Source organism: Enterobacter sp. CPE_E863, assembly GCF_046521465.1.
Taxonomy (GTDB): domain Bacteria; phylum Pseudomonadota; class Gammaproteobacteria; order Enterobacterales; family Enterobacteriaceae; genus Enterobacter; species Enterobacter adelaidei.
This window is the reverse complement of record NZ_JBKFZX010000001.1, coordinates 676,416-692,610: the sequence shown is the minus strand read 5'-3', so window position 1 is coordinate 692,610 and position 16,195 is coordinate 676,416. Positions and strand designations below refer to the sequence as shown.

Genomic DNA, 16,195 nt, shown 5'->3' with positions numbered 1-16,195 from the left:
ATTCCCTCTCCCGGACGGGAGAGGGAAAATCACTTAACGACGTTCCAGAATCTCGAAGCAGTAGCTGTGGGAGTTCTGTGCATCCGCATCGTGAAACTCACTGAAGACAGACTCCCACTCATCCGGATCGTAATCCGGGAAATGGGTATCCCCTTCCACTTCTGCATCAATGTGCGTCAGATACAGCTTCTGCGCTTTTGGCAGGAACTGCTCGTACACGCGCCCGCCACCAATCACCATGATCTCTTCGGCGTTACCGCATGCGGCAATCGCCTCGTCCACGGATTTCACCCATTCAACGCGATCGTCAGTGCCAGGCTGGCTACTGATAACGATATTCTTACGGCCCGGCAATGGACGACCAATCGACTCCCAGGTCAGGCGGCCCATCACTACCGGCTTGTTTAACGTCGTACGTTTAAACCATGCGAGATCGGCAGGCAGGTTCCACGGCATGGCATTTTCCATACCGATAACACGGTCCACCGCCAGCGCTGCAATCAGACTGATCATTGAAAATTTCCCGGATGCAAAAAATTGCCGCCACTATACGGAAAGCTTAATCTTTCGTCGACTGGCGGCAGGGTAAAGAAACAGAAATTTTTTATTATTGCTGGCAACACCTCTTCACACTGAGGGTTTACTCTCTGGTTCGTCTTCCGGGTTACCCGTGTGCTTGCCCTCTTCCGTGCCCTGCCAGCCATGACGCTGGATCAGCGACAGATGATTACGATCTTCATTGATGATCTCTGTCAGCATCGCACTGGTACGTTTAAACACTGCAGCACGCTCAGTGGCCGTACTACCCGCCATCGCCGCCATCTCTTCTACCATATCGGTATTGAAGCGGCGGAACAGGTCTGCACGCTCTCGCGCTTCATACGCGCCAAGCCCCAGATTTTCCAGCGCCATACGGCCAGATTTCAGCGCACCTTCAAACGTCTCACGCTCAGGTGCGTCGACGCCCGCCTGCCGCAAGCGGATATAATGATCCACATCGCGTGCACGGGAGATAATGGTCAGCTCCGGGAAATGTTCTTTTACCAGTTCCACCATCTGCATGCTGGTCTCTGGATCGTCGATGGCGTTAATCAGCACCTCGGCTTTTGCCGCCCCGGCAGACTCTAGCAGATCAACACGGGTCGCATCCCCGTAAAAGACTTTCATATCAAATTTACGCAGGGTATCGACATGGTCAGGATCGTGATCGAGGATGACCATTTTAACCCCGCTCGACAGCAGTAAACGACCAACGATCTGCCCATAGCGACCGAATCCGGCGATAATCACCCGCGGCTGTTCTTCATCAATTTCATCGGCCTCCCGCTCCTGCTCACTGCCCGATTTTTCCAGACGCGTCAGCACCACCAGCAGAACAGGCGTCGCCGCCATCGACAGCGCCACGGCAAGCGTCAGCGCTTTCGCCCACTCAGGCTCGAGTACGTTTGCCATCTGCGCCGCACCAAAGACCACGAACGCAAATTCGCTTCCCTGCCCCAGCAGCACGGCAAACCAGCGACGCTGTTTGCCCGGCACCTTCAGCGGACGGGCAATCAACCACAACATCGCCATTTTAATGACCAGGAAACCGACCAGCAGGATGATGATCCGCAGCGGATGTGTCACCAGCGTGCCGAAGTCGACCGACATCCCCACACCGATGAAAAACAGTCCCAGCAGTAGCCCTTTGAACGGCTCAATATCGCTTTCCAGCGCGTGACGATATTCAGAACTCGCCAGCAGAACGCCTGCGAGGAACGCTCCCATCGCCATCGACAGGCCGGCCTCTTCCAGCAGCAGACCAAAACCGAACACCAGGAACAGTGCCACCGCACTGAAGACTTCACGCAGTCCTGAGCGGGCAACAAACCGCAGCAGCGGACGAGTCACGTAGCGGCCAAGCAGGACCACCAGCGCCAGCGCCCCTACCACCTTCAATGCCGACAGCGCGAAAGCGCCAAGCGTCGTAGAGGAACCACTTGCCGCCAGCAGCGGGATCATTGCCACCAGCGGAATAGCAGCAATATCCTGGAACAACAGCACCGAAAACGCACTGCGCCCCATCTGAGAGACCGTCAGATTTCGCTCGTTCATGGCCTGCATAGCAATGGCCGTCGAGGAGAGCGCCAGCGTCATGCCGATAAGCTCAGCCACTTTCCAGTCCATTCCCAACAGAATGCAGAACCCAGCCAGCAGCAGGCCGCAGGCCACCATTTGCAGCGCGCCACCGCCAAATACCGAGGCACGAAGTTTCCACAAACGCTGCGGGTCGAGCTCAAGGCCAATCACAAACAACATCAAGACGACGCCAATTTCAGCGAAATGGAGAATCGCCTCTGCATCCGTGACCAGACGAAAGCCCCACGGCCCAATGACGCAACCCGCAATCAGGTAGCCGAGGACAGACCCCAGCCCCAGACGTACTGCCACGGGCACAATCAGCGCCGCCGCGCCGAGGTAAATCAGCGCCTGTATCAGCGTATGGCTATCCATGGTGCGCCTCCTGCCACTCAAGTAAGCGTTGTTTATAATGACGAGCCTGCGCCTGCAACGTTTCATCGTCGCATACAAAAGTACAGTGCATCGCAAAAGGCGGAAGCCAGTTCATCCCGCAATAGAGCGCGGTGGCCTGCAGCGGCTGTGCCAGGACGTCAAAACCCGGGAAGGAGCCAATATCAAAGTGGCTTTCCCCACCGCCGGTCGTGACCGCCCACATCAGGTTTTTGCCCTTCAGTGCATGGCCGTTATGACCATATGCCCAGCCATGGGAGAAGACTTTATCAATCCACAGTTTCAGAAGCGGAGGGGTGCTGTACCACTGCATAGGATGCTGCCAGATAATCAGATCAGCGCGCGAAACCGCTTCCTGCTCAGCGGCGATGTCGATATTAAAATCGGGATAAAGTTGATAGAGGGAACGTACCTCTACGTTATCAAGCGTCCTTACCTGCTCAAGCATCCGCTTATTCGCATGCGAGTGCTGCGGATAGGGATGTGCATAAATTATCAGAATCATTGATTAGCCTGTTGTTACTGCTTTCTTTTAACAAAAGAGTGTAGTCAGTAATTCAGCAGGCTAATAGTGAATATTATTGACGGGCTAACGGCAGAATTCTGAATTAGTTATCCAGCTCGCCCATAGATTTTACCTGGTCACGGTTAATCTGCTCGTTTTGACCGGTTTCGGCGTTTTTATACGACACCAGCCCGGTATCGTCATCCACCTGCGGTTTGCCGTCGGTGACAATGGTTTTGCCATCAGTGGTTTTTACGGCCTGATTAGACGAACAGCCCGCAACGGTAAACATTGTCGTGGCAGCCAGAACGGAAGCGATCAGTAATTTATTTTGCATGGTGTTTTCCCCTGCATTCAGTTGGATTTCGTTATCGACCTAACCATTTTAGGCTAACTGACTGAATGTGGATGGAAAACCAGAAGGTTCTGAAGGTGGGGATAATGCCCGGCAACAGAGTGCTGCCGGGCATTTTTACTTACTTGTTAATCTGCGCGTGCATTTCCTGCACCGAAATCACCTTCTCGGTGGCATCCGCGTTCAGCGCCATGGCTGTTGCGAAACCGCCGTTCAGGGTGGTGTCGTAGTGCACTTTGTACTGCAGCGCGCTGCGGCGAATCAGCTTGGAGTCTTCAATCGCCTGACGGCCCGCCGTGGTGTTGATGATGTAGGTGTATTCGCCATTCTTGATACGGTCCTGAATGTGCGGACGGCCTTCATGCACCTTGTTCACCAGACGTGGATTGATACCTGCTTCACCCAGCACAATCGCCGTACCGTGGGTCGCATCCAGCTCGAAGCCCTGTTTCAGCAGCTTGGCAGCCAGGTCAACCACGCGCTCTTTATCGCCTTCGCGAACAGAGAGCAGCGCACGGCCTGATTTTCTCATGGTGGAGCTGCTGCCCAGCTGCGCTTTCGCAAAGGCTTCTGCGAAGGTGCGGCCTACGCCCATCACTTCCCCGGTGGAGCGCATTTCTGGCCCTAACAGTGGGTCAACGCCCGGGAATTTGTTGAACGGCAGTACCACTTCTTTCACCGAGTAGTACGGTGGGATGATCTCTTTGGTTACGCCCTGCTGAGCCAGCGTCTGGCCTGCCATCACGCGCGCCGCCACTTTCGCCAGTGGAACACCGGTCGCTTTGGAGACGAACGGTACGGTACGTGCCGCACGGGGGTTCACTTCAATCAGGTACACTTCGTTGTCTTTAACGGCGAACTGGACGTTCATCAGACCACGAACCTGCAGCTCGAAGGCCAGCTTCTGCACCTGCTGACGCATCACGTCCTGAATCTCCTGGCTCAGGGTGTACGCAGGCAGAGAACAGGCAGAGTCACCGGAGTGAACGCCCGCCTGCTCGATGTGCTCCATGATGCCGCCAATCAGCACCATTTCGCCGTCGCAGATAGCGTCAACGTCCACTTCTACTGCATCGTCCAGGAAGCGGTCGAGCAGCACTGGCGCATCGTTAGAGACGCTTACCGCAGTCTGGAAGTAGCGACGCAGGTCTGCTTCGTCATAAACGATTTCCATCGCCCGGCCGCCCAGTACGTAAGAAGGACGCACCACCAGTGGGTAGCCAATCTCTTTCGCCTTCTCAACAGCCTGTTCAATCGCAGTTACGGTGGCGTTTGCCGGCTGTTTCAGTTTCAGACGGTCAACCGCCTGCTGGAAACGCTCACGGTCTTCTGCACGGTCAATCGCATCCGGGCTGGTACCGATAACCGGTACGCCAGCCGCTTCCAGCGCGCGCGCCAACTTCAACGGGGTCTGGCCGCCGTACTGCACGATAACGCCTTTTGGCTTCTCGATACGCACGATTTCCAGCACGTCTTCCAGTGTTACCGGCTCAAAGTACAGACGGTCAGAGGTGTCGTAGTCAGTGGATACGGTTTCCGGGTTACAGTTAACCATAATGGTTTCGTAACCGTCTTCACGCAGCGCCAGAGAGGCGTGAACGCAGCAGTAATCGAACTCAATGCCCTGGCCGATACGGTTTGGACCACCGCCCAGTACCATAATTTTGTCGCGGTCGACTGACGGGTTCGCTTCGCACTCATCTTCATACGTGGAGTACATGTACGCGGTATCGGTCGAGAATTCTGCCGCACAGGTGTCCACACGCTTGTAGACCGGGTGCAGGTTGAACTGGTCACGCAGCTTGCGGATTTCCGCTTCGCGCACGCCTGCCAGCTTAGCCAGACGCGCATCGGCGAAGCCTTTACGCTTCAGCACGCGCAGGAAGTCAGCGTCCAGACCGTTGATGCCCAGATCCGCCACTTTCTCTTCCAGACGCACCAGCTCTTCAATCTGCACCAGGAACCAGCGGTCAATGTTGGTCAGGTTGAAGACGCCGTCCACAGACAGGCCTGCGCGGAAGGCATCGGCGATATACCAGATACGCTCTGCGCCCGCGTCTTTCAGCTCGCGGCGAATTTTTGTCAGTGCTTCCGGGTCGTCCAGGCTCACTTTCGGGTCAAAACCGGTCGCGCCTACTTCCAGGCCACGCAGCGCTTTCTGCAGGGATTCCTGCTGGGTGCGGCCAATTGCCATCACTTCGCCGACAGATTTCATCTGGGTAGTCAGACGGTCGTTCGCGCCAGCGAATTTCTCGAAGTTGAAGCGAGGTATTTTCGTCACAACGTAGTCGATAGACGGTTCGAAGGACGCAGGGGTGCGGCCGCCGGTGATGTCGTTCATCAGCTCGTCGAGGGTGTAACCCACCGCCAGTTTCGCTGCTACTTTGGCAATCGGGAAGCCGGTGGCTTTAGAGGCCAGCGCCGAGGAACGGGATACACGCGGGTTCATTTCGATAACAATCAGGCGTCCGGTTTTCGGGTTCACCGAGAACTGTACGTTAGAACCGCCGGTTTCCACGCCGATTTCACGCAGTACCGCCATCGAGGCGTTACGCATGATTTGATACTCTTTGTCGGTCAGGGTCTGGGCAGGTGCCACGGTGATGGAGTCACCGGTGTGGATCCCCATCGCATCAAAGTTTTCAATGGAACAGACGATGATGCAGTTGTCGTTTTTATCACGCACCACTTCCATCTCGTACTCTTTCCAGCCAATCAGCGATTCGTCAATCAGCAGCTCTTTGGTTGGGGAAAGATCCAGACCGCGTTCGCAAATCTCTTCGAACTCTTCGCGGTTGTAAGCGATACCGCCACCGGTGCCGCCCATGGTGAAGGAAGGACGGATGATACATGGATAACCCACGTCAGCCGCGACGGCCAGCGCTTCTTCCATGTTGTGTGCAATACCGGAACGCGCGGTGTCGAGGCCGATTTTTTTCATCGCCACGTCGAAGCGACGACGGTCTTCTGCTTTATCAATCGCGTCGGCGGTCGCACCAATCATGGTTACGCCGAATTCGGCAAGCACGCCCTGACGCTCCAGCTCCAGCGCACAGTTCAGCGCCGTCTGGCCGCCCATCGTTGGCAGTACCGCATCCGGGCGCTCTTTTTCGATGATTTTGCGCACTACTTCCCAGTGAATTGGCTCGATGTAGGTTGCATCAGCCATTTCCGGGTCGGTCATGATGGTTGCCGGGTTAGAGTTCACCAGAATGACGCGGTAGCCCTCTTCACGCAGAGCTTTACACGCCTGCGCACCGGAGTAGTCAAATTCACAGGCCTGGCCGATAACAATCGGGCCAGCGCCAAGGATCAGGATGCTTTTTATGTCTGTACGTTTTGGCATTGTCTTCTCAGCTCCTGATTATTTAGCGGTCTTACGGTATTGCTCGATAAGTTCGATGAAGTGATCGAACAGCGGTGCGGCATCGTGCGGGCCCGGGCTGGCTTCAGGGTGACCCTGGAAGCTGAACGCTGGCTTGTCGGTACGGTGGATACCCTGCAGGGTGCCATCGAACAGTGATTTATGCGTCACGCGCAGGTTAGCCGGCATTGAGGCTTCATCGACAGCAAAACCGTGGTTCTGCGCGGTGATCATCACCGTGTTGTTGTCGATATCTTTCACCGGGTGGTTACCACCGTGGTGACCGAATTTCATCTTAACGGTGTTCGCACCGCTCGCCAGCGCCAGCAACTGATGGCCGAGACAGATGCCGAAGACCGGGATATCGGTTTCCAGGAAAGATTTAATGGCGTTGATAGCGTAATCGCACGGAGCCGGGTCACCCGGACCGTTAGAGAGGAAGATACCGTCCGGGTTCATCTTCAGGACTTCTTCCGCAGAGGTTTGTGCAGGCACAACGGTCAGACGGCAACCGCGGTCAACCAGCATGCGCAGGATATTGCGCTTGGCACCGAAATCGTAGGCCACCACGTGGAATGGCAGTTCGCTCTCTTTTTTCGCTTCTGGCAGGTCGCCTTCCAGCGTCCAGCTACCCTGCGTCCAGTTGTAGGCTTCAGCGGTAGTCACCTCTTTCGCCAGGTCCATGCCGTTCAGACCCGGGAAGGCTTTCGCTTTTTCCAGCGCCAGGGCCGCATCCAGGTTATCACCCGCAATGATGCAGCCGTTTTGTGCACCTTTCTCGCGCAGCAGACGCGTTAACTTACGGGTATCAATATCGGCAATCGCCACAATGTTATGGCGCTTCAGGTAAGAAGAGAGGTCTTCGGTGTTGCGGAAGTTGCTGGCAATCAGCGGCAGGTCGCGAATGACCAGACCTTGCGCATGTACCTGAGAGGATTCTTCGTCAGCCGCATTGGTGCCGACATTGCCGATATGAGGATAAGTAAGAGTAACGATTTGGCGAGAATAGGAAGGATCAGTGAGGATTTCTTGATAACCGGTCATTGAAGTATTGAAAACGACTTCCCCAACCGCCGAACCTGTTGCCCCTATGGCCCGACCGATAAACTGGGTTCCGTCTTCCAGAACCAATAGCGCTGACTTAATCAAAACACCCTCCAGAGAATATTCACTCACTTTATTTGCATATTAATTCATAACCATGTCATGGATCAATGCAAATGTGTTGCCAGCGGATTTTTGGCAAACGGCGGCATTCTGGAGATTTGGTAGGTAAAAGTCAACTTAAAACGGAGATTTTGTTTGTTCTTTTGCAAGCCTGGAGACCCAAAGGCGGCTTAACCGACAAAAAGATCAGGTAAATCACCGCAGAAAACGCTTGCGCGGCAAGTTTAATGAGAAATCTGGGGTGAGAACTATAAAAAGTAGACCAGATGGTCAAAATTTACATTTCAGCAACGAAAAAAGAGATTTAAAAGCGTGTTTTTGTATGAAAAATAGAGAATAGACAATGAAACAGGTAAAATAAAAGGGCAATAAATTATTGCCCTATGCAATCAAGTAATTACGACTGCAATAACCACATCACGATGGGTAATAAGCTCTACAAATTGTTGAGATCAAGCACATCCCGCATATCAAAAAGACCATTTCTTTTGCCTTTTAACCACAAAGCAGATCGTACGGCACCGTTTGCAAAGGTCATACGGCTGGAGGCTTTATGCGTAATTTCAACACGCTCGCCAATATCGGCGAACATCGCGGTATGTTCGCCGACGATGTCACCCGCTCGCACGGTTGCGAAGCCAATGGTTCCCGGCACGCGTTCGCCGGTGTAACCTTCGCGGGTATAGACCGCGCAGTCTTTTAAATCTTTATCAAGTGCATGAGCAATCGCTTCACCCATTGCCAGCGCCGTACCTGATGGCGCATCAACTTTGTAACGGTGGTGCGCTTCAACAATCTCAATGTCGGTATAGTTGCCCATCACCTTCGCCGCTTTCTCCAGCAGCTTGAGCATGACGTTTACGCCCACGCTAAAGTTCGCAGCAAAGACAATCGCAATTTCTTTTGATGCGTCCTGAATGGCCTGCTTACCTGCGTCGTCAAAACCGGTAGTACCGATGACCATTCCTTTGCCGTGCTGGCGGCAAAACGCCAGATGCGTCAGCGTCCCTTCCGGGCGGGTAAAGTCGATGAACACATCGAAGTCATTTTTAACCGCGTCAAGGCTGCTCTGGACGGTAACGCCCGTCTTTCCCGCCCCCGCCAGTTCACCTGCGTCGGCACCAAGAAGTGAGGAACCTTCACGCTCCAGGGCCGCACCCAGCGCCACACCATCCATCTGTAGCGCCGCCTGAATCAGCTGACGGCCCATACGTCCACCCGCGCCCGCAATCGCGACACGGATCTGTGCATCATGCATAGTTATTCTCTTACGTTAAAATGATGTAAACCGTTTTCAGATTAACCAGCCTTGCTCTGTGCTGCCAACTGAAAACACCAATAATTAGAATTTAATGATAAACAGGAAGAAATATCAGTAAAAAGCATAACGATCAGCGAAAACCGCAGGATTCCCGCACCACGAGGGCGGGGGGAAGGATAATCCGTTTTGCCGGTTCATCATTTCCTTGCATGCGGCTATACAGCAACTCTCCTGCCTTGCGCCCAATCTCTTTCGCGGCGACAGATACCGTCGTTAGTGCAGGCTGAACCAGCGCCGCTTCGGTGATGTCATCGAATCCCACCAGGGCAAAATCACGTCCGGGTTCCCGGTTCAATTTGCGTAAACACTGCATAACCCCGAGGGCCACAATATCCTGATAACAAATCGCGGCGGTGATTTCCGGATTATCGGTCAGCAAACTCTCTGCCACCCGTGCACCATCGCTTTGGCTGGCCTGTGAAGTCACAATCCAGGCCGGATTCGGCGTAATACCGTATTCCAGAAGTTTACTGGTAAATCCGCCAATACGCTGCGCCCGTGACCCCGAATTCTGGCTACCGCCGATAAATGCGATCCGCCGGTGTCCCATTTTTAAAAGATGTTCGGTCGCCATTTGGGTGCCAAGAAAGTTATCTGTTCCAACAAAATCGAACCCCGGATCGCTAAGCGGTCGTACAACCATAATCGCCGGAATATTGCGTCGCTTCAGGCTATCAAAAAATGATTGGGGCGTTTCGCGGGCGGCACAGAGCACCATGCCACCCACGTTGTTACGCATCAGCGAATCAACAAACTTTTGCTGTCGCTCGGCGGATTCTTCGCTATTTGCCAGAAACAGCATCAGCTCATGGCGCTCCATCTCATGGCTTAAGCCGGCGGTCATCTCGCCGTAGAAAGGGTTGGTGATGTCATGCAACAGCAGCCCCACCTGATTACTGCTGCGGTTTCGCAGGTTTGCCGCCGTCTGGTTATAGACATAGCCCGATTCATCCAGCGCCTTCAGTACCCTTTCGCGTGTGCTTTGCGAAATGCGCCCTTTATTGCACAGCACCATTGATACCGTTGCCGTAGATACCCCTGCGTACTTCGCAACATCTGCCAGCGTGATTCCTGTCATGTTGTCTCCTTAGTCTTCACTACAGATTAATCGAATAACCTTTTTTTTGCATTTTTCCCTGTGAGTCTCTTCACATTACGGCTATCAATCAGGATCCCATTCGTATTTATGGCGGGTTAATCGCGTTAACCACTCTTCTCAAATGCGGTTAATCGAATAACCTTAAATAACGATTACGGAGGATAAGATGACAACTTACGACAAATTCCCCACGGTGATGATTCAGGGTTATGACGACAGCGCCTGGCAAGGTTGGGAGGCGATTATCAGCAGCCTTGATGCAAAAACCCGACAGTGCAGCCGCACCGTACTGGTGATTGATTGCTATCCAGGCGTGCGCATGACCGAACTTGAGAACGCTTTGCTGCCGCAATTGCGTCCGACACTCACAATCAATGTCGAACAAGCGCGACAGGATGAGCGCACCATTCATGAAATGCTGGCACGCAACCTCACCGACGATCGCGTCTTTGGCGTACTCTCCTGCCACCAGCTCGGTGAGTTTTTCGATCCCACTCGTCTGGAAACATTGCAGGCTCAGGTGAGCCAATGCTCTGAAGGGCTGATTGTGATTTACGGCCCCGGTGCGGCGCTCGTCCATCCGGGTGATGTGCTGGTGTATGCCGATCTTCCTCGATGGGAGATCCAGCAGCGTATGCGCAGCGGTGAGATGGGGAACTGGGGCGTAGAGAATCAGCATGAAGATATCCTTCGTCGCTACAAACGCGCCTTTTTTATCGAATGGAGAGTCTTCGATCGCCACAAAACGCCGCTTCTCAAACGCGCCGATTTTTTACTGGATACAACCCGGGCAAACCAGCCCGCGATGGTCAGCGGCGAAGCCCTGCGTGCCGGGCTTGAACAAACGACCTCGCAGCCTTTCCGCGTAGTCCCCTTTTTCGACCCCGGAATCTGGGGCGGCCAGTGGATGAAACAACAATTCGATCTCGATCCCTCTGCACCCAATTACGCATGGTGTTTTGACTGTGTGCCCGAGGAAAACAGCCTGTTACTGCGTTTTGGCGCAGTGCGGATCGAGATCCCCTCTCAGGATCTGGTTCTGCTTGAGCCTCGCGCTCTGCTGGGTGAGAAAGTTCACGCACGTTTCGGCGCGGAGTTCCCGATTCGCTTTGACTTTCTCGATACCGTTGGCGGCCAAAACCTAAGCTTCCAGGTCCACCCCGTTACCGAGTACATCCAGCAACAGTTCGGGATGCATTACACCCAGGATGAGAGCTATTACATCCTGGACGCCAGGCCAGATGCCGTTGTTTATCTGGGCACCAAAACCGGTATAGATCCTAAGGACATGATGGACGATCTCAGGCGTGCGGGGCGCGGTGACAAACCGTTTGATGATGCCCGTTTCGTTAATCAAATCCCGGCCAAAAAACACGACCATTTCCTGATCCCTGCAGGCACAGTGCACTGCTCCGGCGCCGGGACCATGGTACTGGAGATCAGCGCTACGCCGTATATCTTCACCTTCAAACTATGGGACTGGGGCCGCCTTGGGCTGGACGGTCTGCCGCGCCCGGTACACCTGGACCACGGTGAAAAGGTGATCGACTGGCAGCGCGACACGCAGTGGGTGCATCAGCATCTGGTGAATCAGTTTGAACCTATCGCAGAAGGAAATTACTGGCGCGAAGAACGAACGGGGCTGCACGAGCGAGAATTTATCGAAACCCGTCGTCACTGGTTTAGCGAACCCGTGTTGCATCATACCGGTGGCGGTGTGAATGTGCTGAATCTCGTGGAGGGAGACGAAGCCATTGTCGATAGCCCAACCGGTGCGTTTGCACCTTTCACCGTCCATTACGCCGAAACCTTCATCATTCCGGCAAGCGTCGGTGAATATCGCATTTCACCGCCCGCCAATTCCTCCAGCCAACCACTGGCGACTATCAAAGCCTGGGTAAGGAGTTAACGATGATTCATTTTATTGTCGCCACCCACGGTCCGCTTGCCAGCGCTCTGCTGGAGAGCGGCCGGATGGTTTATGGCGATCTGCCCGGCGTGCACGCCGTTTGTCTGACCGAACAGGCAGGGATAGAGGGCTTCCGCCGTGACTTTTGCGCCACTCTGGAAGCAGCAAGCATAAATGCTGATGGCGTGCTGGTGCTGTGTGATATGCAAAGCGGCACGCCCTGGAATGTGGCTTGCGAGGTCGCGTTTAACCAGCATACACATCCACCTGTCGCCGTGGTCGCGGGGGTCAACTTCCCGATGCTGCTGCAAACCGACGAGGTGATGATGGCACGCGATGTTCATCATGCTGCCGCGCAAATAATCCAACTCACTCTGCCGACGCTGGTACAGGCGAAACAGATAGATTCTGAACCGACAGACGATTTTTAAGGAGCTGCATATGAGTATTTCTTTTGTTCGCATCGACGATCGCGTGATCCATGGGCAGCTCATCACACGCTGGGCCAAAGAGCTGCCCTGTGACGGCATCGTTGCCATTGATGATGCCGTTGCGGCCGATCCGCTGCTGTCGTCGGTCATGAAAGGCGCCGTCTCTGACACCAAAGTGTGGCTGTTCGATACCGCAACGGCGATTGAAAAACTGCCCAAAGTGATTGCCAGCGAGAAGCGGTATTTTGTGATAGGCAAATCGCCGCTTACGCTGCAGCGAATTGAACAGGCAGGCATTAGCCTGAAAAACAGCAACGGGAAAATCAACGTGGGGCCGATGAGCGCTCGCGCTAACACGATCACCATCGGCCCGAATCAATCGGTCACGAAAGATGAAGCGGCGGCGTTCGAGTGGCTCACCGTCCAGGGACACGCGATTGAATTCCGCCTGGTTCCAGATGCCAGTTTTTATACCTGGCAGGACGCCAGACAAAAGCTGAAATAAGGAGCGGATCATGTTTATCGAAGCGTCATTAATTGGCCTGCTGTGTTATCTGGGTGCACTCAGCAGTCCGTGGCTTTTAGGGTTGACTGGCGGTTGGTATCTCATCTCCCGACCGCTTATTTCCGGGATGCTGGTTGGCCTGATCCTGGGCGATATCAAAACCGGAATTATGATTGGCGTAGCGGTGCAGGCAGTGTATATCGCGATGGTGACCCCCGGCGGCTCGATGCCAGCAGATTTAAACTTTGTGGCTTATCCAGCCATTGCGCTGGGGATCCTTTCCGGCAAAGGACCTGAGGTTGCCGTCGCACTGGCAGCAACTATCGGTATCGCCGGAACCATTCTCTTCAATGCGATGATGGTGCTCAATTCATTCTGGAATCATCGGGCGGATGTCGCGCTGGAAAATGGCGATGAGCGAGGAATCTACCTCAACAGCGCCATATGGCCACAGGTGATGAATTTTGTGCTGCGCTTTGTCCCCACGTTTATCGCCGTCTTTTTTGGCGCGCAATACATTAGCGGCTTTATGGACAGCCTGCCGCAGATCGTACTCTCGACCATGAACGTGCTGGGCGGTATTTTGCCCGCCGTCGGTATTGCCATCCTGCTTAAGCAGATCATCAAAAGCTACACCATGCTCATCTATTTCCTGGTGGGCTTCGTCTGCATCGTTTTCCTGAAACTCAATATGGTTGCGCTGGTGATCGTGGGCGCCCTGCTGGCGCTGATTCATTACAACTACAAACCTGAGACGCCGCAGGCCGTGGCCTCTGCACCAGTCCCTGACGACGAGGATGAATTCTGATGGAAGAACGTAAACTGACCCGCAAAGATCTGCGCCGCTGCTGGCGGGCGTGGATGATGCACAACCTCTCTTCAATGAGCTTTGAACGGCTGGAATCTTTCGGCTTCTGCCTGAGCATGCTGCCGGTGGCAAAAAAACTCTATCCCGATGCAGCACAACGCACCGAGATGCTGCGTCGTCACGCGTCGTTCTACAACACAGAGCCGCAAATTGGCGCGATTGTTAACGGTATGGCGCTGGGTCTGGAAGAGAAGAAAGCCAACGGCGAGCCGATTGATGGTGAAACCATCAACACTCTGAAGGTGGGCCTGATGGGGCCGATAGCAGGGATCGGCGATTCGATGATCCCCGGAATGCTAATCCCCATCCTCCTCAGCATCGGGATGGCGCTGGCGGCAGGAGGGAACATACTTGGCCCGCTGTTTTATACCGTTGCCTGGCTGGCCATTATTATCCCGGGCTCATGGTTCCTGTTTCTTAAAGGCTACCAGATGGGATCAGGCTCTGTGGAGATGCTGGTCAGCAGCAAATCCACCCGCCTACGGGAAGCGCTCTCCCTGCTGGGCGTATTCGTCATGGGCGGCGTGGCGGCCAGCTATGTGAAGCTCGGTACCGGGCTGGAGTTCATCACCCGCGACGGCGTTAACATTCACGTGCAGCAGATGCTGGACGGTATTTTCCCGCAACTGCTTCCGCTGGTGGTGGTGCTGGGTACCTGGTACCTGATGGCAAAACGCGGCGTGTCGCCAGTCAAAGCCATGGTTCTACTGCTGGTACTCGCAGCGCTTGGCGTGGCAACCGGGGTGTTTGCAGGATAAAAAAGCCGGGGCTCTGCCCCGGCTTTTTTTATGGATGGAAATGGTGCCACAGCTCTGCCGTTCTGTCCGGGCGCGAGATAAACTGAAACCGAGCCGGATCGTCAATAAACTGCTGATAAATAGGCTCGTCCGTAATACCAAACTCACTGTAACGACGCGGTGTGATCATCTGTAACCGCCCTGCCATATAGTGGCTATTATGCTGCCATATAATATTTTTTCCCTGAACCAGCGGATACCAGGCCAGCCCCTTGCGCGCGCGAACCGCGTCATATTCAAAGCCGTACTCACGATCGCACCAGGCACCAAAAGTCAGCGGAGTATCAGGCGAGGCCGAAATAGTCGCATGACCCCAGCCAGGTGGCACCAGCACCTTTTCTCCTGGCCCCGCTAAAACGGCAAAACAGCGTCCGGGATCGTCCTCGACGTACTCCTGCATGTAAATAATCGCTTTACCTTGCCAGATCTCATAAAGCTCCGGCGGTGACCATCCGCTATGCTGGCTGATGCGGTGAATATGCCCCTGGCTGCGAATTGGCTCATCGCCGAGCGTACCTGCGGCGTAGGTAACCACACCAAAGAGCAACATCCGTTTTTCCAGCTCCGGCCTGTCCATCAGTCGCGCGACATCCATGGCGATGGCATACACCAGATCCGGCCCCTGACAGTCAGGATCGCGCAGTGACGGGCGAATCTGATCCAGACTACGGATTTCCGGCATCGGCCCGGTGACATCATCACCATAGCTAAAACCCAGCGGTTGATGGGTAATGGTCATATCAAGGCCATAGTCAGACATGACGCACCTCGACACCTTGCCCGGCGGCAAAGACTCGCAGAGCGAAACCCTCTGCCAGCGCCGCGTAGTCGTGCCCCGCGACGCTTGGCCAGACGGCCAGCGAGGAGAGCGTCTCATTACCGGTGTTGATCAAACGGTGCGCCGTAAAAGGAGGAATAATGTGTACCGACCCTGTTGCTACCTGCTCAATACGCGCATCGCCCGCCTCCGTTTGCAACAACAGTAAGCCGCTGCCACGCAGGCCAAAATAGACTTCCCCCTGTTCACGGCGCTCATGAAAATGACCGCGCGTCATAAAGAACTCATCACCAACTTTACCTGCATGAAGGTGCGTGACACCAACGTAGAGCGCCCCCTCAGCCATGGGGGATTCCAGTACCTCAACGTCGTATACGCTTTGTTGGGGGTCGCGACACCTCCACTCCTCGCGGTTAGCGAAGATGCAGGGAAGATCGGCAAGGCGGGTTGTCTTGCGAACAAGCGGGCCTCTGGCTAGCGCCCCAGTAGCCCATGCCACCTGAGGTGGCAGAATAATTTCTGGTTCCATAGTCATCTCCGGCCCAAGGAGAACAGCAACATCAGCCTATCAGATTAAACGATTAA

General features: G+C 54.5%; 15 protein-coding genes. 5 read left to right on the top strand and 10 right to left on the bottom strand.

Translation table 11 applies throughout. The features are described from left to right. Nucleotides 1–33: 33 nt before the first annotated feature. From folA to ACLHV8_RS03245, 8 genes are all read right to left on the bottom strand, one after another. Nucleotides 34–513 carry a type 3 dihydrofolate reductase gene (gene folA / locus ACLHV8_RS03280; RefSeq protein WP_008502023.1) on the bottom strand — a complete coding sequence of 160 codons (480 nt, stop codon included), beginning with the start codon at nucleotides 511–513 and terminating at the stop codon, nucleotides 34–36. A gap of 114 nt (nucleotides 514–627) precedes the next feature. Continuing rightward, entirely contained in the window at nucleotides 628–2,493 is a 1,866-nt protein-coding gene (gene kefC / locus ACLHV8_RS03275) for a glutathione-regulated potassium-efflux system protein KefC (RefSeq protein ID WP_108089549.1), read from the bottom strand. After that, nucleotides 2,486–3,016, bottom strand: coding sequence for a glutathione-regulated potassium-efflux system oxidoreductase KefF (kefF, locus tag ACLHV8_RS03270; protein WP_208593989.1), 531 nt, complete (start codon nucleotides 3,014–3,016; stop codon nucleotides 2,486–2,488). Before kefF ends, kefC begins: the two co-directional genes overlap by 8 nt. 103 nt (nucleotides 3,017–3,119) lie before the next feature. Beyond that, complete coding sequence (locus ACLHV8_RS03265) at nucleotides 3,120–3,353, bottom strand: YgdI/YgdR family lipoprotein (protein WP_208593990.1); 234 nt, start codon at nucleotides 3,351–3,353, stop codon at nucleotides 3,120–3,122. Between the two features lie 139 nt (nucleotides 3,354–3,492). Next, nucleotides 3,493–6,717 carry a carbamoyl-phosphate synthase large subunit gene (gene carB, locus ACLHV8_RS03260; protein WP_028016645.1) on the bottom strand — a complete coding sequence of 1,075 codons (3,225 nt, stop codon included), beginning with the start codon at nucleotides 6,715–6,717 and terminating at the stop codon, nucleotides 3,493–3,495. Between the two features lie 18 nt (nucleotides 6,718–6,735). Further along, the gene (gene carA, locus ACLHV8_RS03255; RefSeq protein ID WP_028016644.1) at nucleotides 6,736–7,884 is read right to left on the bottom strand and encodes a glutamine-hydrolyzing carbamoyl-phosphate synthase small subunit; all 1,149 of its coding nucleotides are present in this window, start codon (nucleotides 7,882–7,884) and stop codon (nucleotides 6,736–6,738) included. Nucleotides 7,885–8,338: 454 nt separating this feature from the next. Further along, nucleotides 8,339–9,160 (bottom strand): 4-hydroxy-tetrahydrodipicolinate reductase, encoded by an 822-nt coding sequence (gene dapB / locus ACLHV8_RS03250; protein WP_208593991.1) that lies wholly within the window; start codon nucleotides 9,158–9,160, stop codon nucleotides 8,339–8,341. A 133-nt stretch (nucleotides 9,161–9,293) separates the two neighbouring features. After that, on the bottom strand, nucleotides 9,294–10,301 hold the full coding sequence (locus ACLHV8_RS03245; RefSeq protein ID WP_129323952.1) for a LacI family DNA-binding transcriptional regulator: 1,008 nt from the start codon (nucleotides 10,299–10,301) through the stop codon (nucleotides 9,294–9,296). A 187-nt stretch (nucleotides 10,302–10,488) separates the two neighbouring features. On the opposite strand from ACLHV8_RS03245, the gene ACLHV8_RS03240 reads away from it, so the two are divergent. Genes ACLHV8_RS03240 through ACLHV8_RS03220 form a run of 5 tightly spaced genes read left to right on the top strand, consistent with a single transcriptional unit; the run spans nucleotide 10,489 to nucleotide 14,793 of the window. Then, nucleotides 10,489–12,231, top strand: coding sequence for a class I mannose-6-phosphate isomerase (locus tag ACLHV8_RS03240; RefSeq protein ID WP_208593992.1), 1,743 nt, complete (start codon nucleotides 10,489–10,491; stop codon nucleotides 12,229–12,231). Between the two features lie 2 nt (nucleotides 12,232–12,233). Then, nucleotides 12,234–12,662 carry a PTS sugar transporter subunit IIA gene (locus ACLHV8_RS03235; RefSeq protein WP_049005240.1) on the top strand — a complete coding sequence of 143 codons (429 nt, stop codon included), beginning with the start codon at nucleotides 12,234–12,236 and terminating at the stop codon, nucleotides 12,660–12,662. 10 nt (nucleotides 12,663–12,672) lie between these two features. Continuing rightward, nucleotides 12,673–13,167, top strand: a complete 495-nt coding sequence (locus tag ACLHV8_RS03230) for a PTS system mannose/fructose/N-acetylgalactosamine-transporter subunit IIB (protein ID WP_028016639.1) — start codon at nucleotides 12,673–12,675, stop codon at nucleotides 13,165–13,167. Between the two features lie 10 nt (nucleotides 13,168–13,177). Next, complete coding sequence (locus ACLHV8_RS03225) at nucleotides 13,178–13,975, top strand: PTS mannose/fructose/sorbose/N-acetylgalactosamine transporter subunit IIC (RefSeq protein WP_049005239.1); 798 nt, start codon at nucleotides 13,178–13,180, stop codon at nucleotides 13,973–13,975. Next, nucleotides 13,975–14,793, top strand: coding sequence for a PTS system mannose/fructose/sorbose family transporter subunit IID (locus ACLHV8_RS03220; protein ID WP_028016637.1), 819 nt, complete (start codon nucleotides 13,975–13,977; stop codon nucleotides 14,791–14,793). Before ACLHV8_RS03225 ends, ACLHV8_RS03220 begins: the two co-directional genes overlap by 1 nt. A gap of 28 nt (nucleotides 14,794–14,821) precedes the next feature. On the opposite strand, the gene ACLHV8_RS03215 is transcribed toward ACLHV8_RS03220, so the two are convergent. Continuing rightward, nucleotides 14,822–15,592 carry a glucose-6-phosphate isomerase family protein gene (locus ACLHV8_RS03215; RefSeq protein WP_049005237.1) on the bottom strand — a complete coding sequence of 257 codons (771 nt, stop codon included), beginning with the start codon at nucleotides 15,590–15,592 and terminating at the stop codon, nucleotides 14,822–14,824. Then, a complete protein-coding gene (locus tag ACLHV8_RS03210; RefSeq protein ID WP_049005236.1) occupies nucleotides 15,585–16,139 on the bottom strand; it encodes a glucose-6-phosphate isomerase family protein in 555 nt (184 codons plus the stop codon). Before ACLHV8_RS03210 ends, ACLHV8_RS03215 begins: the two co-directional genes overlap by 8 nt. Nucleotides 16,140–16,195 lie beyond the last annotated feature (56 nt).